This is a genomic window from Streptomyces sp. TLI_146 (assembly GCF_002846415.1).
In the GTDB taxonomy this organism is placed as follows: domain Bacteria; phylum Actinomycetota; class Actinomycetes; order Streptomycetales; family Streptomycetaceae; genus Streptomyces.
On record NZ_PJMX01000001.1, the window covers coordinates 1158627 to 1184148 of the forward strand.

Consider the following 25522-nt stretch of genomic DNA (forward strand, 5'->3'; position numbering starts at 1 on the left):
ATGTCACCGCGCGGAGTGGCGACGCCAGATGTCCGGGAGCGGCTGTTCGCGGCCGCCGAGCGGGTCCTCGAAAAGGGCGGGCCCGGCGCTCTGACCAGCCGTGCCGTCACCACCGAGGCGGGGTGCGCCAAGGGGCTGCTGCACACGCACTTCGCGGGCCTGGACGAGTTCGTCGCGGAGCTCTGCCTCGACCGGTTCGCCCGTACGGCCACGAAGGCCCAGGCGCTGTCGGGGCTCATCGGGCACGGCTCGGTGGCGGGGAACGTGGAGGGCGTCGCCCTGGCGCTGCTCGACTCGGGCGGCCCGGCCGTCGCGGGGCTGGCCATGACACGCCCCGCCGCCGCGCTGCGCATCCGCGAGGCACTGGAGGCCGGGGCGCCCGGTTTCGCCGCGATCCAGGAGGCCATCGCGGAGTACCTGCTGGCCGAACGCGAGCTGACGCGAGTGGCACGGACCGTCGACCCGGCGGCCACGGCCCTGGCCCTGGTCGGCAGCGCCCATCACCTCCTGCTCACCAGTTGGCCGGGCACCCCCGACCCACGGGCGCAGTTGACGCGCCTGGTGGGGGCCCTGGTGGGCGAGTAGGGCCGCTGCGGGCGGCCGGGGCAACGCCCGCACGGTCACTCATTTGCCGACACCGTCCGCGTACCCGAAGGGATAGCGGGTACCGGTAAGCGCACCAAGCCCCGGCGGTCGGCGTGACAATCAGCCTCGATCAGCCGAGGTGATCAATCGACCCATGAGGAAACCGGTATGGCCATCGCAACCTACTGTCTCGTGGCCCTGGACTGCCCGGACCCACGGGCGCTCGCGGAGTTCTACGCGGAGGTCCTCGGCGGAGAGGTGACCAAGGACAGCGACGAGGACTGGTACGACCTCCACGCTCCCGGCGGCCACCGCATCGCCTTCCAGCTCGCCCCCGGCCACACCCCGCCGAAGTGGCCGCGCGCCGACGACAACTCGCAGCAGATGCATCTGGACTTCCACGTCCGCGACCTGGACGCGGCCGAGCGGCAGGTGCTGGCCCTGGGAGCCACGCCGCTCGACCTGGACGACCGGAACGGCGAACGCGGCTTCCGTGTCTACGCGGACCCGGCGGGCCACCCCTTCTGTCTCTGCCGGGAGTGACGTCGCCCGGCACGGGCGCGACGGCCGATCACCTCGCGGGTCATGCCGTCACCGCCGTGCCCGCCGCCTGCCGCGCCGCCGCATCCGCGCCCGCTCCTCCTCCGTCAGGCCGCCCCACACCCCCGTGACCTGCCCGGAGGCGGAAGCGTACTCAAGACACTGCTGGGCTACGGGGCAGCTTCGGCAGATGCGTTGAGCGGCGGCTCGATCCTCGATCGCCGGACCGGTGTGGCCGACCGGGAAGAACAGTTCCGGGTCGACGCCGACGCAGGCCGCTTCACGCATCCATTCTTGGTCATTGAGCCACTCCATGCAGCCGCGAGTGCCCTGGGACACCATGACCAAACAGCCGCCACTCGTGTGAGGGACGCCTGGGGACGGAAAGCGGAATATCCGCTACCGCCATGCGGTGCAAGGCGTCCCGACGGCCGCCCGGATCCGGTACGGTGCGCGTCCAGACCCGTCAGCGTCCGCCAGCGCCGTCAGGAGAGACCGTTGCACGCCCCAGTCGAGACGTCCCGAGTACTGGTAGCCGTCCATGAGGCCGTCGCCGCGGCCGAGGAGGGACAGGGGGGCGCGTTGTGGCGGCTGGCCGAGCGGGGCCGACAGCTCGACGCCAACTTGGTGCGGCTGTCCGCGGGCGCGGCCGTGGCCGAGCACGTCGAGTCCGAGCTGGATGTACTGGTGGTCGTGGTCGAAGGGGACGGCCACCTCGACAACGGGGTGGAACGGCTGGCGATGGAGCCGGGGTCCGTGGCCTGGCTCCCGAGAACGGCACGGCGGGCCCTGCTCGCGGGGCCGAACGGCCTCGCGTACCTCTCCGTGCACCAGCGACGCCCCGGACTGCGGATCGGCTCCCGTACCGCGGGCACCGAGGCGGACGAGGGCGGTGAGGCGCCCTGCTCGCTGGACCGCGTCTGCGCGGCATGCGGGCGCCTGGCCACAGAGGCCGACGCCCGCTACTGCGCTCGCTGCGGCGAGGAACTCCCGGGCCGAGCGGCGCTCTGAACCGCGGCTTCCCCCTTGACGGGGGCGAGGCCGGCGGCGCCGGCGGCTGTTGGTCCCAACCTGTCCGGCGCCTACGTCCTCCGTACGAAGGAACCGCTCTACCGGACTACCTCGTACACCGCGGTGAAAACCTCAGAACGCGGACCGGCGTACGACCGGCGGCGGCTACGGTCGCTCACCACCGGCGCGGCGGTCGACGCCCTCCCTGGTGAGCTTGGCGATCGCCGCCGAGAGCTGCTTCTGAACCGGCTGGGGCAGCGCGGTGCCTCCGGCGGAGTCGACCACCTGCTGGGCCACCAGGTGCAGTTTGGTGTTGGTGTTCTGGGACGTCATGACCAGCGCGCTCCAGGCAGTCTCCGGGCTGATGGCGAAGGCGGCCATGAGGACACCCCGGGCCAGGTCGATCGTTCCCCGGCTCTCCATCGCCCGCCGCAGCTGGTCGAGTTCAAGACCGGGATCCGTCGCGGGAGCGGGACGGCCGTGGGAGACATCCGGGACTGCCGGGACGACAGCGACGACTTCGGGCGGGCACGGCGCCGACTCGCCGATGTCCAGCCCGCCAATGGGGCGTGTGGGCACCGCGCAGGTGTCGACCGAGCCCATGTCGTCGGTCTCCGCAGACTGTGACGGCTGCGCCATGGCCATCTCCCGGTGTGCTCTGGATGGTCGGGTCCTTCCTCCGTGCACAGCGTCGCCTTCGAGCGGGAGACACGTCAAGTGATACATGAAGTCAGATTCGCCTGTTCCTATACACGAAGCCCAGGGCGTACGATTCGAACCATGGGTGAAGTGCTGGAATCGCACACGGGATGGACGTTCATCACCAGTCACGCACGCGTGCTCGCCACCATCGCGGAGAATCAGAGCGTGCGGATCCGCGACATCGCCTCGCGCTGCAGACTCACGGAGCGCGCGGTCCAGAAGATCATCGCCGATCTGGAGCAGGCCGGATTCCTCTCCCACACGCGTGCGGGGCGCGGCAACACCTACCGGATCGAGCCGAGCAAGGTCCTGCGCCACCCGGCCGAGGCCGCGGCGGGCCTCACCGTCGCCTCCCTCCTCGCCCTGCTCGCCCACGACGAGGTCCACCGCGGCGACCGCGAGTCCGCTTCTCAGTGACTCAGTGACCGCCGCTGGGGCGGTCGCAGCCCGAGTGGTCGGGATAGCCGCCGAAAGCTTCCGCCCTGGTCGACTGGCGGTCCATGGTGCCCTCCACGCACAGCGGGAACGCGTCGATCAGGAAGCCGACCCCGGTGGGGCCGTTCTGGTACGAGCTGACCCGCCCGGCCGGATAGCCGAGGCCGGTGAGCGCGGTGCGGGTGCTCTCGGGGGCGAAGTCACGGCGCTTGCGCAGCGGTTCGAGCGCCCGCTCGACGCGTCCGACGGCCTGGAGCCCTTCGCAGCGCCGCTTGCCGTGCAGCGGGAGGGGAACCATGAACCCGTGGTTCTCGGCGTAGTGGTCGGCGGGCGGCACGGCCGGGGTCGTGCCGGCCGTCGCAGGCGCCGACGTGGGGCTCTCGCTCGGACACGGGGAGTCCACCGGCGTGCTGGGCGTCGCCACCGGGGTCCGCGAGGGCGTCCGGTCCGCACCGGCGCCGCTCCCCGCCCGCTCGGTGCCGCACCCCGTCAGCAGCAGGGCCAGCACCGCCATCGGCAGCATCCCGGCCCGTATCCGCCCCGTGCTGATCATCGTCATGACGCGATTCTCCCCCGCGCGGTCGAGGCCGAGGTCACCACACCCGCCAAATAGGCTTGTTCGCCGTTCCGGCGCCGCACTACCTTGCTCAGGTGGATCTCTTCTCACGCTCGTGGACGGCGTTGCGCACGGCGGTCGCCGACCTCCCGGACGAGGACTTCGAGCGGCCGTCCGGCTGCACCGGCTGGCTCGTACGGGATCTCGTCTGCCACCTGGTCATCGACGCGCAGGACGTCCTGATCACCCTCGCCACCCCCGCCGACGGGGAACCGACCGTCGACGCGGTGACGTACTGGACCGTCGAGGACCGGCCGCCGACCGGCGAGGACCCGCTCGACGCGCTGACCGTACGGCTGGCCGCCGCATATCAGGAACCGCGTCTGCTCACGTTCCACCTCGACGACGTCGGCTCCGCCGCCGGCCGCGCCGCCCGGCTCGCGGATCCCACCGCCCGGGTGAGCACCCGCGACGAGGTGCTGACCGTGGCCGACTACCTCTCCGCGTACGTCCTGGAGTGGACGCTGCACCACCTCGACCTGATCGCGCACCTACCGGAGGTGCCCGGGCCGCCCACCGAGGGCCTGGCCCGGACCCGCGCGATGCTGGAGGAGATCGCCGGTGCGGCGTTCCCCGCGTCGTTCACCGACACCGACGCGCTCCTGATCGGCACCGGCCGCCGGGCTCCGACGGCGGCCGAGAAGGCCGAACTCGGCGCGCTGGCCGCGCGGTTGCCGTTCGTCCTGGGCTGACCGGGCCCCGAGGCCCGGGGCTCACGCCGTGGATGGTGTGCGGGTGTAGAGGTCGGCGAGGGTACGGACGTGGCAGCACAGCGCCCACGGGTCGAGGGGCTTGAGGAGGATCCCGGCGGCGCCGAGCTTGAACGCGAGCTGGGCGAGCCGGTTGTCGCGGCTGGTGCCGGTGACCAGCAGGACGGGCAGGTCGCGGGTCTGGTCCAGGCGATGGAGGTAGTCCAGCGTCTGCAGGCCGTCGATGTGCGGCATCACGACGTCCATCACCACGGCGGCCACGGGCTCGCGCAGCACCGTTTTCAGGGCCTGTTCGCCGCTGGTGGCCCGCAGGACCGGGCGGCCCAGCGGAGTGAGGGCGTGCTCCAGGGCGAACAGGTTGTCCTCGTGGTCGTCGACCAGCAGAAGCGCCTGCCCGGGTTCCGGCGGCGAACCGCTTCCGGACACACGGGAAGAAGGAGGTGGTACGGGCACAGACGGCTCCCACTGATCGGCTGCATGGCGATGAGCAGGGCAGCCGCTTCCTGACCACTCCGGAACCGAGCATATCCAGATCCGGCGGGCCGGTGCCACCGGGTCCGGGTCCCTCACGAGTGCCCTCACCATTGCCCTCGGCGGCAAGGGAGTTCAGCTCGTGCCGGACCCGGATCCAGTCACTGCTCGGCGAGGAGGTACGGCAGTTTGCGCATGTCGTGGAAGACGACGGTGTCCGGGCCTTCGAGCCGCTCGGCCGGAGTCAGCCCTCCGGCATAGCCGAAGGCGCGCATCCCGGCGGCCCGGGCGGCCTCGACGCCGGGACGGCTGTCCTCGACCACCACACACGCGGCCGGGTCGACACCCATCCGCCGGGCCGCGTACAGGAACAGGTCCGGCGCCGGCTTGCCGCGCGCGACTTCGGTGGCACTGTGGATACGCCCCTCGAAGCGCTCGTACAGACCGGTGCGGCCGAGGGTGTGGCGCATCTTGTCGTGGGAACCGCTGGAGGCGACACACGTCGGCAGGGTGATCGCGTCGAGCGCCTCGGGCAGCCCGTCGACGGGCAACAGCCCCGCGTCCACCGCCTCCCGGTGGAGCACCTCGAACCGCTCCCGCCAGACGAGCGCTGTCTCCGCGCCCAGCCGGGCGGTGATCTGCTCGCCTATCGAGGCGTTGGAGCGCCCGATGAAACGGTCGATGACCTCGTCCTCGGTGAGCGGCCACCCCAGCTCCGCGCCGAGGGCGACCTGTACGCGCACGGCGATGCGTTCACTGTCGACCAGCACACCGTCGCAGTCGAATATCACGAGTTCAATCGGCTTGATCATCGTCGCAGCATAGAGCCGATCACGAATCCGAACGCGTGCCCGTATCGGTATCCGCGTCCGTGTCTCTCGACCCGCCCAGGGCGTGCAGGTGCTCCAACGCGTCCATTACGACGGTGCGTTCGTGCCAGGCAAGCCAGCGCCCGACCTGGTGACCGGTGGCGACGAGGGCCTTCTCCTGGGCCGGGTGCAGATCCTTCGTGGGGCGCTCCAGGTGCGCGGACACCATGCCCAGGCACGCGCCCGACTCGCCGACCAGCGGAACGCTGTGGCAGGCGCGGCTGCCCGCCACGAGGATGGTGTGTCGTGCCTCTTCGGTGAACACCGGGTCGGCGGCCACATCGTGCACGGTGGTCAACGCCACGTCTCTGGCCGCCTTCGCACACGACGTACCGTCCTCGCCCACGAAGGCGAAGAACTCCACGAAGTGCTCGCTGAGGCCGGTGTGGTGTTCCATGCGCAGCCCGTTGGCGGCGCGGTCGGCGATCTGTACGTTGCCCATGTCGGTGCCCGTCACGGCCAGGGTCTGCGACAGGACCGCGCCGAGCACCGCGCTCCGGTTGGCCCGGCCCGGGTCGTCCACACCGACCGTGTCCAGGAGCGGCGGCTTTCGGCGCACCCGTCCCGGGAACCACAACTCCTGCGGGTCGTCGGGTCTTTGGGTACGCACCACGGCCTCGGCCAGCACGCGCAGTTTCACGTTGAAACGTTGCGAAGACTGGCGCAGCAGCGCGAACGCGCTCTCGGCGTCGGGCAGTCGGTAGCGCTCCTGCAGGATGCCCTGGGCGTGCGAGATCAGGGGGCGGCTGCGGACCTGGGCCCGGAGATTGCGCACCTCCTCGCGCAGCCGCGCCACCTCCTCGCCCTCGCCTCCTCCATACCGCCCGTCACCCTTGCCCATGTCCCCCATCCCGTCTCCTTCCGGGGACCCGTTCACGCGCTCAGCACGGAGTCGTCGAAGGTGCGCGCACCGGGCAGCCGGTGACGTGCGGCGATCACGGCCGCGTCGACGTCCCGCGTCCCCGTCGACACACACAGGGTGTAGGAGACGTCCTCAAGCCGCCGACGGGTGGCCTCGCCCCCCTCGGCGGCGTTCAGCGCGCACAGCGCGTCGTATTCGGCGAGCAGATCACGCAGCACTGCCGGGTGAGCCATCAACATGAGGGACCCCTCCACTCGATACGGTCACGATACGTTTCCGACTGCCCCGGCTCCTCACCCGTACACACTTCTACAACGTCGTGCGCGTCACTTGGGCACGGAGGCCGCGCGGTGGCAACGAGCGTCCGGGGAAGGCCTGTTCGGACAACCGGGTCCGGTGCCCGCTATGTGCCGCCCAACCGGCGTAGTGTCAGAGGGAATCCGTAGATGCCTACACCGGCACGAACACCGTTCTGATGCCGGCATGCGGCGGCCCCGTCGAGGGGAGGCGCCATGCCGCCCGCGGACACCCGCCCGGTCCTGTGCGGCCGGTCGTCAGCCCCGCCGCGCGACGGGCCCGGCTGCCGCACCGCCGTGGACAGCCGCGGCGGACACCAGGTGCGGCCTCCGCGAGGTCATCGCGGTGCGGGCAGGGAAGAGGCCGCTCGTGCACCCCCCTCTGTACACCGACGCGCTGCTGCGGATCTGGGGCACCGCCGACCCTCCTGGCCTGCGGCTCGCCGGTCAGGTCGACGTGACCAACCAGACCGCGCTTGTGAGCCATCTGCTCGCCATGGACCAGGCCCCCGCGGACGTCACGCTGGACCTCAACGAGGTCACGTTCCTGAACTTCGCCTCACTTCACGTACTGGTGACCTTCGCCGAGCTGCTGGAACCCGGCCGCCGCCTGATCGTGCACACCCGGACCGGTGCCGTCGCCCAGATGCTCCGCGCCTGCGGCTGGGACCGGCCCGAGGTGCCGCTGACCCTGCTTGAGGAGATCCCCGATGAGTAGTCCGCGCGCGCCGTCCCGGCCGGAGCCGGCTCCCCACGCGCACCATCTCCTGCTCTACAGCGACGACGAGCAGTTCCTGGCCGCCGCGCTCCCCTTCACCCACGACGGCGTCGCCGCCGGGGAGCCCGTCTTCGTCGCCACCACACGGCACAACACCGCACTGCTGCGCCACCGGCTGGGGCCGTGGGCCGAGAACGTCGCCTTCGCACCCGCCCACTGGTACCGCACCCCCGCCCAGGCCCTGCTCGCTTTCCACGACAGGGCTCATGCCACGCCCGGCCCGTCCCGGGTACTGGGCGAGACCCCCTGGATCGGGCTCACCCCCGACCAGGCCCGCGAGTGGAACCGCTACGAATCGCTGCTCACCCTCGCCCTGGCCTCGACCGGTGCCTGGCACCTGTGCCCGTACGACACCCGCACCCTGCCCGCCCACGTCCTGCACACCGCCCAGCTCACCCATCCCACTCTCACCACCGGAGCCGCCCACCGCCCCAACCCCGCCCACGTCACGCCCGAGCGGTTCAGTGCGGCCTGCGACAGTGTGCCGCTGCCCGAACCACCGGTCGGCTGCGCCGAGTTCCGATTCGACGGGCCCCGGCAGATCGCCGATCTACGGGCGTTCACCGAACGGCTCGCGCACCGCGCGTCGCTGCCCGCCGACCGGATCGACAGTCTGCTGATCTGTGTCGACGAGGCCGCCGCGAACGCCGTACGACACGGTGGCGGAACCGGCCGCTGCCGGATGTGGACCACGGTCGCCGAGGTGTTCTGCGAGATCAGCGACCCCAAGGGCACGCTGGACACCGCCCTGGCCGGATACCTCCCACCCGACATCTCCCATCTGGACGGCCGAGGGCTGTGGATCATCCGGCAGCTCAGCGACGCCGCCGACATGCGCACCACCCACCACGGCACGACCATCCGCATCCGGATCAGCCGCCGCCGGTGACAACGACGTGGTGGTGCGCCCCTGCCCCTGCGGGTGGGTTACCGCACCGCCGACGACCCGGCCCGCTCACCGGGCTCGGCACCGGCCGGAACCTCGTAGATCCTGCCGTTGACGCCCGACCGGTAGAGCTTGCCCGCCGAGAACCCGCGGGCGCCGTTCCCATAGGTGATCTGGGTGGAGAGGTACAGGCCCGACTCCACCGCGCAGAGGCTCTCTCCTTCGACGCGCCAGATCTGCCCTGCCGTGTGGGTGGCGATCAGCGGGCGTCCCCGGCCGTCCAGGGTGAGCCCGTCGGGGAAGGCGAGGGCGTCGGACGGGGCCGCGGAGATCCAGCGCCGGGAGTGTGCCGGGTCATCGGCCGGGATGCGGTAGAGGCCGGGGGCGACGGTGGTCTGGATGACGTAGACCTGCGTTCCGTCGGGGGAGACGGCGATCCCGTTGGGCTGCCGCACCTGGGCCCAGGAGGGGTCGACACGCCCGTCCGGCGTGACGCGGCCGATGCTGCGGCCGCCCAGGGTCGTGGTGTACACGGTGCCGTCGGGCGCCAGGGCGACGCCGTCGATGCCGCCGAGCCCCGACGCGTACGTGCTGACCTGGCCGGATTCCGGATCCACCAGCAGCAGTTTCGACAGCGGAAGAGCGTCCCCGGTGAGCGAGTGCAGGACGTCGTTCCCGGTGCCGACGAGGAGACGGCCGTCCTCGCGGACGACGATCCCGCCGTTGGCGCCGATGTTCCCGGTGAGGGGCACGGGGGTGCTGCCCGGCGCGTCGATGCGGTAGACGCGGCCCGTGAAGTAGGCGGTGGCGAACATCCGGCCCCGCTTGTCCACCGCGATCGACTCGACCCAGTCGGATAGGTGCGCCACTTCGACCGGCGGCGCCGATCGTCGGGCGTCACAGGCGGGTGCCGCGTGGGCGGGGGCGGGGGTCAACACCGCTGCGGCTGCCGCCAGTACGAGCGCGGGAGCGAGGGCGCGGCGCCGCCCGCGTAAGGCGGCGCCGCGCATCCTGTTCGGCTTCACTTTCCTCTTCATCGATACCCCTCCAAGGTCAAGTTGCCCTGCCCGCCGAAGTATCGACCCGAGGATCTTCCCGCGCTACCCCCCGGTAACCTGCCCGGTGGTGCCGGTCAGCGCGGCAGTTCGACCGTCACGTGCGGGGCCAGCGCGCGGAGGAAGTCCGCCGCGTCGAACATCGCCCCGGCCGAGGCCACGCCCGTCGTGCGGGTGCGCCCGGCCAGGATGCGCTGGACGGCCTCCACCGCCAGGGGTGCGGTGACCGCGTAGATGTCCTGGCCATGGGCCGTGGCGCGGCGCTCGGTACCGCCCGCGCGGACCAGGACGTCGACGACGAAGGTCTGCTCCGAGCGCCCCAGGGCGTCGACGGACCGCGGCTCAGGCGTGCTCTCCTCGGCCAGGTCCCTCGCCGCCTCCACGGCCATGTAGGTGCGCACTTCACGCACATCCACATGGCTGGGAACCGTCACGACGTCGGCCATGGTGAACTCGGCGATCACCGCTCGCCGTCCCAGCGGCTCCGGGAAGTCCCAGTCCTGCTCCCACACGTCGTCGTCGTGGTACTGCAACGCGCCGTCGGCGAACCGCACCCGTCGGCCCCCACGACGCTCGTGGGACACCTGGCCCGCCGCCCGGGTACCCGCCGTGGGGTGCCAGCTGCTCAGTCCGTACGCGACGTGCACCTCGTCCGCGGCGGTCAACTCCCCCATCGCCGCGGTCACCAGCAGGTCGCCAAGACCCCCGTAGAAGGCCATCGCCGGAACCACGGGGACCTCGGCCTTGCCCGCCGCCTCCGCGTGGTCGGCGAACATCGACACGTTCGCTTCGAGCTCCGCGGCGACGTCGAGGTACGGGATCCCCGCACGCAGGGCCGCCTCGGCGACGGGGCCACCGGTCAGCGCGAACGGTCCGGCGCAGTTGATGACGGCGACGGCGCCCGCGAGCGCCCGGTCCAGCGAGGCCGGGTCGTCCACGGTGGCCGGCCTCACCTCCACGTCCGCCCACTCGGCGGCCAGCGCCTCCAACTGGGCGGCGTTGCGGCCGGAGGCGACGGTCGCGAGGCCGCGCCTTCGCAGTTCGGCGACGACGAAACGACCCGTGTGGCCGTTGGCCCCGTAGACGACGACCGCACCTGCTGTACTCATGGTTCCCCCGCATCTCGATGTGCTGATGCGACCAGTCTCGCTGCGGACGGAACCCGACCGTGATGGTCCGGAACGACATCATGCGAACACTTTCGGACGCCGGGGGCCTCCTTCCTCTTCCTGGTGCCATGCACGGCCCTCCGGGACGGGCTCGGAGGGCGATGTGGGGGTTGTGCACAAGTCTTGAACCAGTGGGAGCGCTCCCAGCATGGAGTTGGACGGGCCCGCGGTCAAGATGTTTGAGGAGTCGAAGTCAATCGAGCTCTCGTACGGTCAACTCTTCGCTATTCCAGGGCACTTGAGGACCCGTGGACCCCGCGCGCGTGCACCCGCAGGTTCCCCTTGCCGGGGGCGGCGACGCTCAGGGTGCCGTCGCCGACGACTTTCACGTCGCCGGTGACGGCGTCGGTGTAGCGGCGTTTGAAGGCCATGTCGCCGGAGATGCCCTCCGTCGAGTGCTGGCCCAGTTGCAGCGCGGGGACGGCGCGGCGGATCCGGTTGAGCCGCTGCACGTGCTTGACCAGGGGCTGGGCGAGCGTCGTGGCGACGGGTCCGGAGGCACGGGCGACCGTGCCGAAGCCGGAGGGCTCGACCACGAGGCCGTCGTACTCGAATCCGTCCCGCCTCTGGTCGTGGTACCAGCTCCACTGGGAGTCGCGGACGCCATGGACAGTGGGCGTGAACAGGCCCTTCGCTCCCCAGCGGGAGCTGTGGTCGTAGACGACGTCCTGGTAGATCTTCATGCCCTTGGCGTGGGCCGCGTTGATGAGGTCCTGGTAGGAGGCGCCCGCCGACTCCAGGCGCGGGTCGACCTTGTAGAAGTCGTAGCCGTGGTAGCCGTGGTAGTCGTAGTCGGAGCGGTTGAGGACCACCGGGGTGATCCAGACCGCCGAGAAGCCGAGGCCCTTCACGTAGTCGAGTTTCTCGACGAGCCCCTTGAAGTCACCCCGGAACATGGGGGCGTTGTCGTCGGCGTTGCCGGACTTCACGTGCTGGCTGCCGCCCCGGTCGTTGGCGCTGTCACCGTCGTAGAAGCGGGCGGTGAGGACGAAGTGGATGGGATCCTCGCGCGGGTCCCCGCCGAGCGGCTGCCCCGCCTCGGTGTCGGGCGCGGCGGCGGCGCACGGGTCGTCGGCGGACGCGGTGACGGTCTTGTTTCTGACCGTGGAAATGCCGTCCTTCAGCTGGTAGTTGGCGCCGTTGTTGTTGTCCCAGACGCCGTTGCCGTTGTTGAAGGTGGCCTGCCAGGTGGTCGCGATCCGGCCGGGGTCGGCCCGCGGCGCTGCCAGGACCAGGCCGCCGAGCAGCCCGAGCGCGGTCACGAACGCCGCGAAGGGGCGCCGGGCGCGTGGGTTCCGTATACGACGGGGTGTGCGTCTCATGCGCGGCTCCAGTGTGGGGGCTGCCGCTATGAAGGGGGATGCGGCAGCCAGGCATGTGTGCACGCAAGAACTGGCGGAAATTTCCAGCAGGTTACTGCAGTGCGGAAGCTACCGGCGCGTGACCCCGACGCAAAGAGTCCGACTCCCTTGCCATGCACACCCCGAGCCCCTACCGTGATGCCCCACCAGTGGGAGCGCTTCCATCCGTCGGACGCCGGGCATCTGCCGTCGTCCCGGCCGTGAAGGATCCGCTCATGCGACACCCCCCGCACTTGGCCTTACCCTTCGCCGCGGCGGCGCTCGTGCTCGCGAGCGCCGTGGTCGTCCCTCGCGTCACGGCATCCGGAGCCGAGCCGTCCTGCTCGGTGGCGTACACCGTCACGAACGAATGGGGCAGTGGCTTCCAGGGCTCCGTCACGCTCACCAACAACGCGTCCGCGCTGTCCAGTTGGAGCCTGGGCTTCGCGTTCACCGGCGACCAGAAGGTGACCCAGGGCTGGAACGCCAAGTGGTCCCAGTCCGGCGCCACCGTCACCGCCGCCAACGAGAGCTGGAACGGTTCGCTCGCCCACGGCGCGAGCACCACCGTCGGCTTCCTCGCCTCCCTGACCGGCGCCAACACACCACCCCGCGCATTCACCCTCAACGGCGAGCCGTGCGCCACCACAGGCGGCGGCGACCCCACACCCACCCCCACCTCACCCACCCCCACCTCACCGACCCCCGGCACCGGCGCGCCCGTGCTCCACGTCTCGGGGAACAAGCTGGTCGACGCGGGCGGCGCCACCCGCAGGCTGCTCGGCGTCAACCGGTCCGGCGGCGAGTTCATGTGCGTCCAGGGACGCGGCATCTTCGACGGCCCGGTGGACGACGCCTCGGTGGCCGCCATCGCCTCCTGGCACGCGGGCGCCGTCCGCATCCCCCTCAACGAGGAGTGCTGGCTGGGCCTGGACAACATCGACCCCGCGTACGGGGGCGCCCGTTACATCAGCGCCGTCCAGGATCTCGTCCACCGCGTCGAGGCCCACGGCATGACACCGATCGTCGAACTCCACTGGTCGTACGGGCAGTACACCGGCAACTCCGCGGGCTGCTCCGACGTCCACGCGAGCTGCCAGAAACCGATGCCCGACGCCCAGTACGCGCCCGCGTTCTGGTCCTCGGTCGCCACCACCTTCAAGAGCGACCCTGCGGTCGTCTTCGACCTGTTCAACGAGCCGTATCCGGACCGGGCCACCTCCACCGCCGACCAGGCGTGGAGCTGCTGGCGGGACGGCGGGCACTGCCCCGGCATCGGGTACGAGGTGGCCGGGATGCAGGACCTGCTGGACGCGGTACGGGGCGCGGGCGCCCGCAACCCCGTGCTGGCCGGCGGCATCGCCTACGCCAACGACCTCAGCCAGTGGCTCGCCCGCGCTCCCGCCGACCCGGCGGGCAACCTGGCCGCCGCCTACCACGGCTACAACTTCAACAGCTGCGCGAGCGAGTCGTGCTGGGACTCCACCCTCGCCCCCGTCGCCGCCCGGGTCCCGCTCGTCGCGGGCGAGCTGGGCGAGAACACCTGCGCGCACTCCTTCGTCGACCGCGCCATGAAGTGGTTCGACGACCGGGGGATCTCCTATCTGGGCTGGACCTGGAACACCTGGGACTGCTCCTCGGGCCCCTCGCTGATCACGGACTACGACGGCACCCCCACCGCGTACGGCACCGGTCTGCGCGACCACCTGCGCACCGTCAACTGATCCCACTTCGTCAACTGACCCCACTCCATCGACCGACCGCGCTCCACCGACCGAAAGGGCATGGCCACACCATGAGCCGCACACCCGTCCGACCCTCCAGAAAACGAACGGCGCTGCTCGCCGCCGGTGTTCTCGCCGGAGCCGCTACCGGCACCGCCGGTGTCGTCGGCGCCGCGGGCACCGCCTCGGCGGCGTCCGCCTGCACCGTCGCCTATCAGGTGCAGAACCAGTGGTCCACCGGCTTCACCGCCTCCGTCAAGGTCACCAACAACGGTCCCGCCGTGAGCAGTTGGAACGTGAAGTGGACCTACGCCGGCAACCAGCAGGTCACCCAGGGCTGGAACGCGAAGGTGGCGCAGTCCGGCACGGCGGTCACCGCCGCCAACGAGAGCTACAACGGCACGCTGGCGACCGGCGGCTCGGCCGACTTCGGCTTCAACGCCTCCTACAGCGGCACCAACGCCCTCCCCGCCTCGTTCACCCTCAACGGCGTGGCCTGCAATGGCGGCGACACCCCCACCGACCCGCCGACCACCCCGCCCACCACTCCCCCGGCGGGCAACCGGGTGGACAACCCGTACGCCGGGGCCAAGGTGTATGTGAACCCGGAGTGGTCCGCGAAGGCGGCCGCCGAGCCCGGCGGCACCCGGGTCTCCCAGCAGCCGACCGGTGTCTGGCTCGACCGGATCGCCGTCGTCGCCGGGACGAGCGGGGGGATGGGCCTGCGCGCCCACCTAGACGAGGCCCTCAAGCAGAAGGGCAGCGGCGAGATGGTGGTCCAACTGGTCGTCTACGACCTGCCGGGCCGCGACTGCTCCGCGCTCTCGTCCAACGGCGAGCTCGGCCCCACCGAGATCGACAAGTACAAGACGCAGTTCATCGACCCGATCGCCGCGATCCTCTCCGACGCCAAGTACGCCGCTCTGCGGATCGTCACCACCGTCGAGATCGACTCACTGCCCAACCTCGTCACCAACACCGGTGGCCGCCCGACGGCCACCCCGCAGTGCGACACCATGCTGGCCAACGGCAACTACATCAAGGGAGTCGGATACGCACTGCACAAGCTGGGCGCCATCCCCAACGTGTACAACTACGTCGACGCCGGACACCACGGCTGGATCGGCTGGGACGACAACTTCGGTGCCTCCGCCGACATGTTCAAGCGGGCCGCGACCGCCGAGGGCGCCACACCCGCGGACGTCCACGGCTTCATCACCAACACGGCCAACTACAGCGCCCTGAAGGAGGACAACTTCACCGTCGACGACTCCGTCAACGGCGTCTCGGTCCGCCAGTCCAAGTGGGTGGACTGGAACCGGTACGTCGACGAGCTCTCCTACGCCCAGGCGTTCCGCGCCAAGCTGGTGTCGGTCGGCTTCGACCCCGGGATCGGCATGCTGATCGACACCTCGCGCAACGGCTGGGGCGGCACCGCCAGGCCCACCGGACCCGGCGCCAAGACAAGTGTCGACACGTATGTGGAGGGCGGCCGCTACGACCGCCGCATCCACATCGGCAACTGGTGCAACCAGGCGGGCGCGGGCCTCGGCGAGCGCCCGAAGGCCGCCCCGGCCGCCGGGATCGACGCGTACGTGTGGATGAAGCCGCCGGGCGAGTCCGACGGCTCCAGCACCGCGATCCCCAATGACGAGGGCAAGGGCTTCGACGGGATGTGCGACCCGTCGTACACCGGCAACCCCCGCAACGGCAACCACCTCTCGGGCGCGCTGCCGAACGCCCCGCTCTCCGGCCACTGGTTCTCCGCCCAGTTCCAGGAGCTCATGAAGAACGCGTACCCGGCGCTGTAGGCCACCGGGCGGGAGGGCGGTGGGCGGTGAGGAGGCGGACTCCTCACCGCCCACCGTCGATCGGTCGGCCGGCGCCGGCGCACGACCGGGCCGACGGCGCGGCACCTGGGCTCAGCCGTCCCACAGTGATCGTCATCCTCGTACCCGCTCACGGCGAACCGTGGACAGATGGCCGGAAAGCGGCGAGCGACTTACGCTCGCCGCCACAGGCGCACCACACTGGAGCCTCACGACCGAGGAACAGCACGGACGAGGAGTTGGTGAGATGTCCACGCAGCCCACCGAGGGCGCCGCGAAGGCCACCCGAGCTGCGATCGACGCCTATCTGGCCCGGCTCTCGCAGCGGGATCTGGACGGCGCTGTGCAGGTCTTCGCCGAGTCGGCGGAATTCGACGCTCCGGGATCCTCGGCGGTGCCGTGGTCGGGGCTCCGGCACGGGCGGGAGGGGGTCATGACGTTCTTCACGACCCTTCATGAGTACCTGAAGCCCGAGGAGTTCACGGTGACGCACATCGTGGTCGACGGTGAACAGGGGGTGATCATCGGCCATCTCCGGGACACCGTCAAAGCCACCGGCAAGCCCCTGGTGACCCCGTTCGCCGCCCACGTCACGGTCGTGGACGGGAAGATCGCGCGCTACCACCTCTTCGAGGACACCCACGCCCTCCACCGTGCCGTGACCGACAGCTGAGCGTCCGCCCGCCGCCCCCCACCCCGCAGAGAGGCACCAGAGATGACTCCCCCCGGCATGCCCTCCCACCCGGTCGTACGCGCCTTCGTCGACGCGGTCAACGCCCAGGACCAGCAGGCCCTGTGGACCGTCCTCGCCAAGGACGCCACGGTGGTCGACGTCGGCACCGAACGCGATCTCGACGCCTGGGTGGAGCGCGAGCTCTTCTCCTCGCACGCCCGGATGGAGGTGGTACGGGAGTCGCCCGACGGTCTTTCGGTGACGGCGCGTTTCCACAACGACATCTGGGGGGACATCGACACCGCATGGGAGTTCTCCGTCTCCGGCCCGGTCATCCGGGGCTTCGTCACCGGCCCCGGCTGAGCGTTCCGGCGCCGGGCGGGAACGAGGTACGAAGAACGGGCAGCGGGAACAGGAAAGCAGAGGCAATGGTGTGAGCCGCACCTCGGGGCCCGGGGCGGAACCGGCACCGAAGGAGTCGGTGCGGATCCGCCTCCTGGGCCCGGTGAGTGTGGAGGTCCAGGGCCGGCAGATCGGCCTCGGGCCGCAGCAGCGCGCACTCCTGGCTGCCCTCGCGCTCGCCCGCGGCCGTCCGGTCAGCACCTCCCGGCTCTCCGAGCTGCTGTGGGAGGGCGACGCCCCGGACGGTGCGGTCAGCGCCCTGCGCACCCACGTCATGCATCTGCGGCGCATCCTGGAACCGGGACGAAGGGCCACCTCCGGCTTCGAGCTCCTGCTCAGCGCGGGCGCCCGCAGCAACACCAGCTACACCCTCCAGGTGGCCGACGAGCAGGTCGACGCCCTGCACTTCGTCCACCTGACCGACCAGGCCCGCAAGGCCGCGGCCGACGACGACGCCCGGGCCGCGGTCGCCCTGCTCGACCAGGCGCTCGCCCTGTGGAGCGGGCCCGCGCTCGAAGGCGTCAGCGACCGCAGCTTCGCGCTGGCCGAGGCCGACCGCCTCGAAGAGCTGCGGCTGGTGGCCCGGGAGGACCGGCTGGACGCGCTGGTCGAGCTGGGCCGCTTCGAGGAGTCGGTGCCCGAACTCACCACGCTGGTGGCCCAGTTCCCGCTGCGCGAGCGGCTGCGCTGCCAGCTGATGCTGGCGCTGTACCGCTCGGGGCGGCAGGCCGACGCGCTCGCCTCGTACCGCGACTACTACCAGCTCCTCGACGACGAGCTGGGCATCGAGCCGGGCCGCCCGCTCAAGGAGCTGCACCAGCGCGTCCTGGTGGGCGACCCCGGCCTCGCCGCCGAGCCCGTCCCCGAGCCCCCGCCCCCGCAGCCGCCCGCCGCGCTCCCCGTCCCCCGTCAACTGCCGCCCGACGTGGGCAGTTTCACCGGCCGTACCGGCTATCTGCGCGAGCTCGACGCCCTGCTGTCCCAGTACGCCACGGGCCCGGGGCAGACGTTGGTGATCTCCTCGCTCTCCGGCATGGCGGGCGTCGGCAAGACCGCCCTGGCCGTGCACTGGATGCACCGGGCCGCCGACCGCTTCCCCGACGGGCAGCTGTACGCGAACCTGCGCGGCCACGCCGACGAGGCCCCCACCACCGCCGACGACGCCCTGGGCCAGCTCCTGCGGGCCCTCGGGGTCGGCGCCGGGCACCTGCCGGAGAACACCGACGAGAAGGCCGCCCTGTACCGCTCGCTCCTCGCGGGCAAGCGGATGCTGATCCTCCTGGACGACGCGGCCGGTCTCGAACAGGTGCGCCCGCTGCTGCCCGGCTCACCGACCTGCTTCGTCGTCGTCACCAGCCGCAACGACCTGCGGGGCCTGACCGCGTTCCACGACGCCCACCGGGTGAACGTGGCCGTCTTCAACGACGAGGAGGGGCTCGCGCTGCTCGCCCGCGTCATCGGCGCCGACCGCGTACGCGGCGAACCCGAGGCCGCCGCCGAAGCCGTCCGCCTGTGCGGCGGCCTTCCCTTGGCCGTACGGATCGTCGCGGCCCATCTCATCGGCGACCAGCACGTGCCCCTGGCGGAGGTCGTGGAGACCCTGCGCGGCGACGACCGCCTGGACGACCTCACGCTCGACCAGGAGCAGCACACCGGCGTGCGCAGCGCCCTCGCCCTGTCCTACCGCTCGCTGCCCGCGCCGGAGCAGCAGCTCCTGCGCCTGCTCGCCCTCACGCCCGGCGCCGAGGTCTCCACGCCGGCCGTCGCGGCGCTGGCCGGGGCTCCGCTGAACGCCACGGCCCGCCTCCTGGACCAGCTGGTCTCGCGCAGCCTGCTGGAGACGCACCGGCCCGGCCGGTTCCATCTGCACGCCCTGGTCCGCCTGTTCGCCCGCGAGCGGGCCCGGCAGGAGGACACCGCCGCCGTACGCGAGGAAGCGCTCGACCGGCTGCTCACCTGGTACCTGGGGACCGCCGAGCAGGCCGGCCATCTGCTCTACGGGACCTTCTACTCCTGGTACGCCGCCGCCCCGCCGGAACCGGACGGCTCCCCGACCGCGCCCCTGACCTTCAGCGGCCCGTCCGCCGCGTCCTCCTGGCTGGAGGACGAGCGGGCCGCCCTGCTGGCCTGCGCGCAGCACGCCCTGGGCCACGGGCCGCGTCCGTTCGCCTGGAAGTCCGCCCTGGCCACCCACGGTCATCTGATGGAGCACGGCCAGCGCACCGACTGGCTGCGCGCCGCGGAGACCGGGCTGCGGGCCGCCGAGGCCGAGCACGACGACCACGCGCGCGCGGTGATGCACTGGAGCCTGTGCTACGTCCTGTGGGAGCTGGCCCGGCACGACGAGGCACTGCAGCACAGCGCCCGCGCCGACTCCCTGTTCGGGCGGGCCGGGCTGCCGGTGGAACGGGCCGGTGCCGTGCTCGGGCTCGCCGCCTCGCACCGCGAGCTGGGCGCCCTCGACCATGCCGCGCGCCACGCCGAGCACACCCTCGCCCTCTACCGCGACGGCGGAGAGCCCGCCGGGGAGGCGTGGGCGCTGTTCCTGCTCGGCTCCGTCCGCCTGGACCGGGGCCAACTGGACGCGGCGCTGCCGTACTTCACCGAGGCCCGGGAGCGCGCCGAGGTGTCGGGCGACGAGCACACCGTGATGCTGGCCCTGTGGGGGCTCGGCGCCCTCCACCACGCGCTGGGCGCCCTGGAGGAGGCGCAGCGCCTGCTCACCCGGGCGCTGGCGGCCCACGGCAGGCTGCTGTCCACCTACGCGGCGGAGGGCGCGCTCAACGCGCTCGCGGCGGTGTGCCGCGACAGCGGCGATCCCCGGCTCGCGCTCAAGTACGGGATGGACGCCCTCAGCATCACCCACCGCACGCACCGCCGGCTGGTCGAGCCGGACGCGCTCAACACCATCGGCACCGTACTGCTGCACCTGGACGACGCGCCCGGCGCCCTGGACCACCACCAGCGCGCACTGGAGGCGGCCCGGGCGACGGGCTGTCTGCGGGCGGACGCGGCGGCCTGTGTGGGCCTGGCCGCGGCCCACCGGCACCTGGGCGAGAACCGCGAGGCCCTCGCGTTCACCCGGCGGGCGCTGAGCACCGCGGGGCAGGCCGGGCTCCGGCTCGTCGAGGGCGAGGCGCGGACCGAACTCGCCCGGGTGCACCTGGCGCTCGGCCACCGCACCAAGGCGGCGCAGGCCGTGGAGCGGTCCCTGCGGCTGCACCGGGCCGCCGGGCACGAACCCGGGCTCGCGCGGGCCCTGGAGGTCGCCGCCGCCCTGCGGGGCGAGGACCACGGCCTCAGCTGAGCGCGCGTACCAGCGCGGTGACCACCGCCGCCACCAGGACGACGAGCGGCACGGGCGCCTTGAGCCGCCAGGCCACCAGGGCTCCGGCGAACCCGGCGAGGCGGGCGTCGAAGGTCATGCCGTGCGCGCCCGCCGAGCCCACCAGCTGGGTGACGACCAGGACGGCGAGCAGCGCGGGCGTCAGATACTCCACGAACCGGGGGAACCAGCCCGGCAGTTCACGGTCGCCCATCACCAGCGAGCCCGCGCCCTTGATGAGGAACGTGGTCACCACCAGGGCGCCGACGACGATCCACGGGTCGTTGCTCAACGGGCCCCCTCCATTGGCGCTGCACGGCTCATCGGGACTTGGCCGTCCATGCGACGGCGATCAGACAGGCCACGGCGATGGCCGCGTCGGGGAGCCCGGCCGCGGTGAGGGCCGCGGCGCACACGGCCGCGGTCGCGGCGGCCGTCCGCTTGCGGGCGGTACCCAGGTGGGGCGCGAGCAGAAGGAAGAAGAGGACCGGCGAGACGGCGTCCAGCCCGTAGTTGAGGACGTCGACCGCCTTGAACGGGCCGGTCGCCCCCAGCAGGGTGCCCAGGACCCAGCCGAGCCAGAGCACCACGCCCGAGGAGAGCAGCCGGATCCGGTCGAAGCGCCCGTCCGCGTCGCTCGCGATCGCCCAGGACTCCTCGATGACCAGCTGCGACTCGACCGCGCGGCGGGCCCGGCCGCCGCGCAGCGCGGGCAGGATGGCGAAGCCCATCACCAGATAGCGCAGGTTCAGCAGAGTGCCCGCCACGGCCGCGGCCGCCCAGCCGCCGCCGTTGGCGATCACGGAGACGGCGGCGAACTGCGAGGAGCCGACGAAGACCAGGCCGGACATCGAGGTCGCGCCGATCGCGCCGAAGCCCGCGCCCTTGGCGAGCACGCCGAAGGAGATGCCGAACGCGAAGATCGCCACGGTGAACGGCACCGCGGCTCGGGCGCCCGCGGCCCATGCCTCGCGCCGCCCGGTGGGCGGGGCCGGACGGGTGGGCTCGGATTCGGTGCCGGTCATCCGCTCTCGCTCGCCACGGCCGGGGCCGCCTCGTCCGTCGGGGCAGGGCGGGGTTCCCGCACGGTCCGCGCGTACGCCTCCACCAGCGTGCTCGTCACCTCGCCGATCGGGTACTCCCATGCGTCGACGGCGGTGACCGGCTGGACCTCGTACGCCGTGCCGGTCAGGAACACCTCCTCCGCGCGGGCCAGTTCGGCCGGATCCAGGTGTCGTTCGACGACGGTGAGGCCGAGCTCGTGGGCGAGCGCGATGACGGTACGGCGGGTGATGCCGTCCAGTACGCACTCCGGCGGCGGGGTGTGCAGGGCGCCGTCGATCACCAGGAACAGATTGGCGCCGGTGGCCTCGGCGAGGCGGCCCCGGTGGTCCAGGAGCAGCGCGTCGTCGCTTCCGGCCTCCTCCGCCTCCTGTCCGGCGAGGGAGCCGAGGGCGTACAGGGCCGCGGTCTTGGCCCGGATCGGTGCGGTGTCGGGCGCGGGGCGCCGCCAGCGCGAGGTGCGCAGCCGGATGCCGCGCGGCCCGGAGGCGAAGATCTGCGGCCAGGGCCACGCGGCGATCGCCACATGGACCGAACTGCCCGGCGCGACCAGGCGCAGGGTGTCGCTGCCGCGCCAGGCGACCGGGCGGACATAGCCCTCGGCCAGGCCCGCGACGGCCACCACCTCGCGGGTCGCGGCGTCCAGCTCCTCGGCGTCCCAGGGCAGGGCGAAGCCCATCTCGCGGGCCGAGGCGACCAGGCGGAGGCTGTGCTCGTGGAGCTTGAAGACCCGGCCGCCGTAGACGCGTTCGCCCTCGAAGACGCTGCCGCCGTAGTGCAGCCCGTGGCTGAGGACGTGCAGCCGGGCCTCGCGCCAGGGCACGAGCCGTCCGTCGAGCCAGATGGTGCCGTCCCGGTCGTCGAGCGGGGGCGGGACGGGCGCGCGGTTCGCGTCGCTCACGTGGCGAAGCCCCGTTCCGCGTAGGGGAAGCCCTCCAGTTCGTTGACCGGGACGGTGTCGTCGCGCCGGGAGGCGTAGTAGATGCGGACCTCGTCGATCAGGCCCGAGGCGTCGAAGCGGTAGACCTCCGCGCCGCGCAGCACCTTGCCCAGGCGCGGCTTGAAGGCGGTCCACTCGCAGACGGCGGTGCGGCGGTGCGCATCCGCGTAGACGGCGTCCACGGCCCAGTGGGAGTCGTTGGCGCGGACATCGGCGCCCCAGCGCTCCACGACCGGGTCGATGCCGGCGATGGGGCCGGACATCCCCCCGGCGAGGTAGTGCACGACGTCCTCGGAGAGGCACTGGGCGAACAGGTCGCGGTCGACCTTGTTGCACGCCTCGAAATACAGCCGTACCGCGGCTTCCATGGCTGCCCGGTCCAGCGCCCGGCCGTCGTCGCGGCCCTCGCCCCCCGTGGCGTGGGTGTCCATGTCGCTCGTCTCCTCAGCTCTCGATGGCTTGCTCACACCTCGGCGGGCGCGAAGTGCAGGGGTGGCAGGGCCGCCAGCCGGTCCCGTGCGCGCACGAGCGTCAGCTGGTCGTCCGTGAACGCGTAGCGGTCGCCCTCGGCGCCCTCGCGCAGCTGCGTTCGTACCAGTTCCCTGGCCGCCGCGCGGTACTCCTCGGGCGTGGCGACCGCGGCTTCCATCGCCTCGATCGTGTCCACCAGTTCGCGCAGTCCGTCCAGGACGCGTTCGTACGCCAGCGACAGCCGCCCGCCGTGGTCGGCGAGGGCACCGCGTTCGCGCAGCCACGAGTAGAGGAACACCCCGGTGCCCGCGTCGAAGTTGCGGACCGCCCGGGCATCGAGCGGGTAGCGGAACATCCGCTCCAGGAGGATCATCGCGATCTGCTCGTCGGCGTACGGAACGGCGTCGTCGTGGCAGGCGAGCACGGTCTTGGCGTCGACCTTCAGCTCTTCGAGCAGGCCGATGAACCAGTTCATCTTGAGTTTGATGTGCCGGTCGAGCGGCCACTGCCCCTGGTGGTGGAAGTAGTCGTGCAGATAGCCCCAGAGGGAGCGCGCCTGATAACACACCTCCGGGTCCATTCCGATCGAGGCCTGCGGAACGGAATCCGGGGTGAGGACGGCCCGCGCGGACGGCACCGCGTACGTCTCGTGAATGCGGCGGAATTTACTGAAGAAGAAGATCGCGTAAGCCTGTTCGGTCACTTTGTCGTGGGCCGCGACGTTCTCCGGGAAGAAGACGATGCAGTTGCCCTTGGTCAGGCCTTCGCTGCCCGCGAGCAGAACGGTGGCCTGGCAGTTGTTCTTGGGGTGCGGATAGCGCACGGCCAGCTCGGGCAGCGCGTCGGGCTCCTTGCGGCGGACCAGGAAGAACTCCAGCCGCCTGCCGACCGGCGGAGCGCTGTTAGTGGTCTGCACGGGGGCGAGGAACGCCGCCCAGTCGCCGTCGGCCGGGGCGGTCAGGGCGTCGCGGCTGCGGGCGAAGTGCGGTGGCGTGTCGAGTCCCGCGGCCAGCCAGCCGTCGATGTCGGCGGCCAGCGCGCCGGCCTGGTTCGCCCTGCCGTGCCCGGTGAACCAGTCGACGGCCTCGTCCTTGATGGCCAGCAGGCCGCGCCGGTCCTCCTCCCTGGGCTCCGGGACCGTACCGTCGTCGCGCTGGCGTACGCGGAAGGCGTCGATGCGCAGCAGGAGCGTCCGGCCGAGCCGGTCCGCCTCGCCGAGCATGTCGTCCTGGAGGCGGTGCGGGTGGGGCGTCGCGGTCACGGAGCGGCCTCCCGCACGTGGTGCACGGTGTAGACCATCGGCACCTCGCCGAAGCTGCGCAGCACCCGCAGGCCGTGGGCCTTCGCCGCGACGACCGTGGTGACGCACCCTTCGGTCTTGCCGTCGGCGCAGTCGATGGCCGCCTGCGCGTTGCTGGTCACCAACTGCCGTTCGCTCGCCGGTGGTACGAGGCCGACCGGCGCCGGGTGGGTGGCCACGGTGCGCGGCTCGGCGCTCCCGCCCGGCGCGACGGCGAGCACCATTTCATGGGTGGGCCACACGAAGGAGTCCACCATGCGGCAAACCCGCAAGTTGCCGAATACGAGCGTGTGCAGCTCCGGATAGACGGCACAGGCGACGAGGGCGTGCTCGCCGTTCCTGGGCACGGTCTCCATCGCGTATTCGAGGGTCGCGTGCAGGGTCACCCGCCCCTCGCCCTCAAGTCCTCGCCGCCGGAACCACTCATGGGCCGCGGCCTCCAGATTGGTGCCGGTCGGGCCCAGGGTGTGCAGATGCCGTATCTCGCCGATGGGCGAAGGCGATAAATCATTGACGCATAAGCGCTCCCGCGTCACCATTCCCACTCCCCCACTTTTCCCCCGCGGTTCTCCCGTTGCCCTCGGGCAACACGCGGGCCGTGCGTCGGTGCGCGGTCCGCGTCGGTGATCCTAAGCGGCCCCGCCCGACGGCGGCCACCACGCCGTTCGCGCACCGAATGATTTCCCACACTGTGGCCACTTCCCGTCCGTCCAACGTTCCGGAAATCCGGCGACAAATGCCGTCGGGGCGGGTGACATTCGCGTCGCTTTCCTCCACCGACCCGGTCGATCGCCGTACGGATCGCGTCATTCCGGATGCCGCGCGGGGGCACACACCGGCGCAACACGCGTGCCCCGGGCGCCGTCAGCCCCATCCGGGGCGGCCGGAAGCCGACGGGGGTCCCCGGCCCCGAGGACGGCGGCCTGCCGGCGACGCCCGCCGGTCAGACCTCCGTCACCTTCGCGGCGAACGCGGCGAGGTTCGCCACGGTCCGCTCGATCTTCTCCTCCAGGGTGATCGTCTCGTGGAGCCGCGCGCCGGCGCCCGCGTCCCTCTTGCCCCGTACGTACAGCGAACACGCGAGGTCGCTGCAGAGGTAGATGCCCACCGAGTTCCCCTGCTGTCCCGCCTTGCCCGCCTTGGGCGCGACCATCAGGGACACGCCGCCGTCGTGGGTCGTCAGGCATATCGAGCACATGCTGCGGCGGGCCTGCCCGGAGGTGTGGCCGGGGCTGCGCAGGACGAGGGCCCTGACGGTGCCCTCCAGCTCGGCGACCAGATAGACACGGCCGGGGGCCTGGGGATCTCGCCAGCCGAAGTAGTCCAGGTCGTCCCAGGGGTGCTCGGCCAGGTCACGTGGTACGGACAGGCGCTTGGCCTCGCCCTTGGTGCAGTTCACGAAGGCGGCACGGATCTCTTTCTCAGTCAGCTGCTTCATAAGAGTGAGGCTAGTTTGCCTAAAGGTGTTAGG

Annotated in this window: 28 protein-coding genes and 1 pseudogene; 12 read left to right on the top strand and 17 right to left on the bottom strand. The window is 71.7% G+C overall.

Annotation, left to right across the window (positions count from 1 at the left end):
- Both BX283_RS05295 and BX283_RS05300 read left to right on the top strand, forming a co-directional pair.
- The gene (locus BX283_RS05295) at window positions 1-585 is read left to right on the top strand and encodes a TetR/AcrR family transcriptional regulator (RefSeq protein ID WP_101386492.1); all 585 of its coding nucleotides are present in this window, start codon (window positions 1-3) and stop codon (window positions 583-585) included.
- 168 nt (window positions 586-753) lie between these two features.
- Window positions 754-1128, top strand: a complete 375-nt coding sequence (locus BX283_RS05300) for a VOC family protein (RefSeq protein ID WP_101386493.1) — start codon at window positions 754-756, stop codon at window positions 1126-1128.
- A 48-nt stretch (window positions 1129-1176) separates the two neighbouring features.
- Here BX283_RS05300 and BX283_RS05305 read toward each other — a convergent pair whose 3' ends face one another.
- The gene (locus BX283_RS05305; protein WP_257582001.1) at window positions 1177-1413 is read right to left on the bottom strand and encodes a WhiB family transcriptional regulator; all 237 of its coding nucleotides are present in this window, start codon (window positions 1411-1413) and stop codon (window positions 1177-1179) included.
- A gap of 210 nt (window positions 1414-1623) precedes the next feature.
- On the opposite strand from BX283_RS05305, the gene BX283_RS05310 reads away from it, so the two are divergent.
- The gene (locus tag BX283_RS05310; protein WP_101386494.1) at window positions 1624-2136 is read left to right on the top strand and encodes a hypothetical protein; all 513 of its coding nucleotides are present in this window, start codon (window positions 1624-1626) and stop codon (window positions 2134-2136) included.
- 165 nt (window positions 2137-2301) lie between these two features.
- Here the strand turns inward: BX283_RS05310 and BX283_RS05315 are convergent, their stop codons facing one another.
- Window positions 2302-2775, bottom strand: coding sequence for an ANTAR domain-containing protein (locus tag BX283_RS05315; protein ID WP_257582003.1), 474 nt, complete (start codon window positions 2773-2775; stop codon window positions 2302-2304).
- A 141-nt stretch (window positions 2776-2916) separates the two neighbouring features.
- On the opposite strand from BX283_RS05315, the gene BX283_RS05320 reads away from it, so the two are divergent.
- Window positions 2917-3255: a helix-turn-helix domain-containing protein gene (locus BX283_RS05320; RefSeq protein WP_101386496.1), complete on the top strand. Its 339-nt coding sequence runs from the start codon at window positions 2917-2919 to the stop codon at window positions 3253-3255.
- A gap of 1 nt (window position 3256) precedes the next feature.
- Here BX283_RS05320 and BX283_RS41410 read toward each other — a convergent pair whose 3' ends face one another.
- Window positions 3257-3832, bottom strand: coding sequence for a hypothetical protein (locus tag BX283_RS41410; protein ID WP_257582005.1), 576 nt, complete (start codon window positions 3830-3832; stop codon window positions 3257-3259).
- A 92-nt stretch (window positions 3833-3924) separates the two neighbouring features.
- On the opposite strand from BX283_RS41410, the gene BX283_RS05330 reads away from it, so the two are divergent.
- Complete coding sequence (locus tag BX283_RS05330) at window positions 3925-4581, top strand: maleylpyruvate isomerase N-terminal domain-containing protein (RefSeq protein ID WP_101386497.1); 657 nt, start codon at window positions 3925-3927, stop codon at window positions 4579-4581.
- A 21-nt stretch (window positions 4582-4602) separates the two neighbouring features.
- Here BX283_RS05330 and BX283_RS05335 read toward each other — a convergent pair whose 3' ends face one another.
- The 4 genes from BX283_RS05335 to BX283_RS05350 form a co-directional block, all read right to left on the bottom strand.
- Window positions 4603-5025, bottom strand: a complete 423-nt coding sequence (locus BX283_RS05335; RefSeq protein WP_180357058.1) for a two-component system response regulator — start codon at window positions 5023-5025, stop codon at window positions 4603-4605.
- Between the two features lie 206 nt (window positions 5026-5231).
- The gene (locus BX283_RS05340; RefSeq protein WP_101386499.1) at window positions 5232-5882 is read right to left on the bottom strand and encodes an HAD family phosphatase; all 651 of its coding nucleotides are present in this window, start codon (window positions 5880-5882) and stop codon (window positions 5232-5234) included.
- A gap of 19 nt (window positions 5883-5901) precedes the next feature.
- Entirely contained in the window at window positions 5902-6789 is an 888-nt protein-coding gene (locus BX283_RS05345) for an ANTAR domain-containing protein (protein ID WP_101386500.1), read from the bottom strand.
- Window positions 6790-6812: 23 nt separating this feature from the next.
- Window positions 6813-7040 carry a DUF5133 domain-containing protein gene (locus BX283_RS05350; RefSeq protein WP_101386501.1) on the bottom strand — a complete coding sequence of 76 codons (228 nt, stop codon included), beginning with the start codon at window positions 7038-7040 and terminating at the stop codon, window positions 6813-6815.
- Window positions 7041-7467: 427 nt separating this feature from the next.
- On the opposite strand from BX283_RS05350, the gene BX283_RS40500 reads away from it, so the two are divergent.
- Both BX283_RS40500 and BX283_RS05360 read left to right on the top strand, forming a co-directional pair.
- Window positions 7468-7815: an STAS domain-containing protein gene (locus BX283_RS40500; RefSeq protein WP_180357059.1), complete on the top strand. Its 348-nt coding sequence runs from the start codon at window positions 7468-7470 to the stop codon at window positions 7813-7815.
- Window positions 7808-8764 (top strand): sensor histidine kinase, encoded by a 957-nt coding sequence (locus tag BX283_RS05360; protein ID WP_101386503.1) that lies wholly within the window; start codon window positions 7808-7810, stop codon window positions 8762-8764. Before BX283_RS40500 ends, BX283_RS05360 begins: the two co-directional genes overlap by 8 nt.
- A 38-nt stretch (window positions 8765-8802) precedes the next feature.
- Here the strand turns inward: BX283_RS05360 and BX283_RS05365 are convergent, their stop codons facing one another.
- From BX283_RS05365 to BX283_RS05375, 3 genes and pseudogenes are all read right to left on the bottom strand, one after another.
- The gene (locus tag BX283_RS05365; RefSeq protein WP_180357060.1) at window positions 8803-9786 is read right to left on the bottom strand and encodes an SMP-30/gluconolactonase/LRE family protein; all 984 of its coding nucleotides are present in this window, start codon (window positions 9784-9786) and stop codon (window positions 8803-8805) included.
- Window positions 9787-9893: 107 nt separating this feature from the next.
- Window positions 9894-10925 (bottom strand): trans-acting enoyl reductase family protein, encoded by a 1032-nt coding sequence (locus BX283_RS05370; protein WP_101386505.1) that lies wholly within the window; start codon window positions 10923-10925, stop codon window positions 9894-9896.
- Window positions 10926-11509: 584 nt separating this feature from the next.
- Window positions 11510-12181: pseudogene (locus BX283_RS05375) on the bottom strand (alpha-amylase family glycosyl hydrolase); the annotation flags it as partial.
- Window positions 12182-12561: 380 nt separating this feature from the next.
- On the opposite strand from BX283_RS05375, the gene BX283_RS05380 reads away from it, so the two are divergent.
- From BX283_RS05380 to BX283_RS05400, 5 genes are all read left to right on the top strand, one after another.
- Window positions 12562-14049, top strand: coding sequence for a cellulose binding domain-containing protein (locus BX283_RS05380; RefSeq protein WP_180357061.1), 1488 nt, complete (start codon window positions 12562-12564; stop codon window positions 14047-14049).
- A gap of 71 nt (window positions 14050-14120) precedes the next feature.
- Window positions 14121-15860 carry a glycoside hydrolase family 6 protein gene (locus BX283_RS05385; protein ID WP_101386506.1) on the top strand — a complete coding sequence of 580 codons (1740 nt, stop codon included), beginning with the start codon at window positions 14121-14123 and terminating at the stop codon, window positions 15858-15860.
- Window positions 15861-16125: 265 nt separating this feature from the next.
- Window positions 16126-16551 (top strand): nuclear transport factor 2 family protein, encoded by a 426-nt coding sequence (locus BX283_RS05390; RefSeq protein ID WP_101386507.1) that lies wholly within the window; start codon window positions 16126-16128, stop codon window positions 16549-16551.
- A 42-nt stretch (window positions 16552-16593) separates the two neighbouring features.
- Entirely contained in the window at window positions 16594-16914 is a 321-nt protein-coding gene (locus BX283_RS05395; RefSeq protein ID WP_101386508.1) for a hypothetical protein, read from the top strand.
- A 118-nt stretch (window positions 16915-17032) separates the two neighbouring features.
- Complete coding sequence (locus tag BX283_RS05400) at window positions 17033-20260, top strand: BTAD domain-containing putative transcriptional regulator (RefSeq protein WP_180357062.1); 3228 nt, start codon at window positions 17033-17035, stop codon at window positions 20258-20260.
- On the opposite strand, the gene BX283_RS05405 is transcribed toward BX283_RS05400, so the two are convergent.
- From BX283_RS05405 to BX283_RS05435, 7 genes are all read right to left on the bottom strand, one after another.
- Window positions 20253-20570 carry an AzlD domain-containing protein gene (locus tag BX283_RS05405; protein WP_101386510.1) on the bottom strand — a complete coding sequence of 106 codons (318 nt, stop codon included), beginning with the start codon at window positions 20568-20570 and terminating at the stop codon, window positions 20253-20255. The two genes, BX283_RS05400 and BX283_RS05405, sit on opposite strands and share 8 nt — an antisense overlap.
- A gap of 28 nt (window positions 20571-20598) precedes the next feature.
- Window positions 20599-21303 carry an AzlC family ABC transporter permease gene (locus BX283_RS05410; RefSeq protein WP_180357063.1) on the bottom strand — a complete coding sequence of 235 codons (705 nt, stop codon included), beginning with the start codon at window positions 21301-21303 and terminating at the stop codon, window positions 20599-20601.
- Window positions 21300-22241, bottom strand: a complete 942-nt coding sequence (locus tag BX283_RS05415) for a branched-chain amino acid transaminase (RefSeq protein ID WP_101386512.1) — start codon at window positions 22239-22241, stop codon at window positions 21300-21302. The genes BX283_RS05410 and BX283_RS05415 overlap by 4 nt, the downstream gene beginning before the upstream one ends.
- Complete coding sequence (locus BX283_RS05420; protein ID WP_101386513.1) at window positions 22238-22711, bottom strand: nuclear transport factor 2 family protein; 474 nt, start codon at window positions 22709-22711, stop codon at window positions 22238-22240. The genes BX283_RS05415 and BX283_RS05420 overlap by 4 nt, the downstream gene beginning before the upstream one ends.
- A 32-nt stretch (window positions 22712-22743) precedes the next feature.
- Window positions 22744-24012 (bottom strand): DUF6421 family protein, encoded by a 1269-nt coding sequence (locus BX283_RS05425; protein WP_101386514.1) that lies wholly within the window; start codon window positions 24010-24012, stop codon window positions 22744-22746.
- The gene (locus BX283_RS05430; protein WP_101386515.1) at window positions 24009-24590 is read right to left on the bottom strand and encodes a bacilysin biosynthesis protein BacA; all 582 of its coding nucleotides are present in this window, start codon (window positions 24588-24590) and stop codon (window positions 24009-24011) included. The genes BX283_RS05425 and BX283_RS05430 overlap by 4 nt, the downstream gene beginning before the upstream one ends.
- Window positions 24591-24994: 404 nt before the next feature.
- Window positions 24995-25489 carry an FBP domain-containing protein gene (locus tag BX283_RS05435; protein ID WP_101386516.1) on the bottom strand — a complete coding sequence of 165 codons (495 nt, stop codon included), beginning with the start codon at window positions 25487-25489 and terminating at the stop codon, window positions 24995-24997.
- Between the last annotated feature and the right edge of the window lie 33 nt (window positions 25490-25522).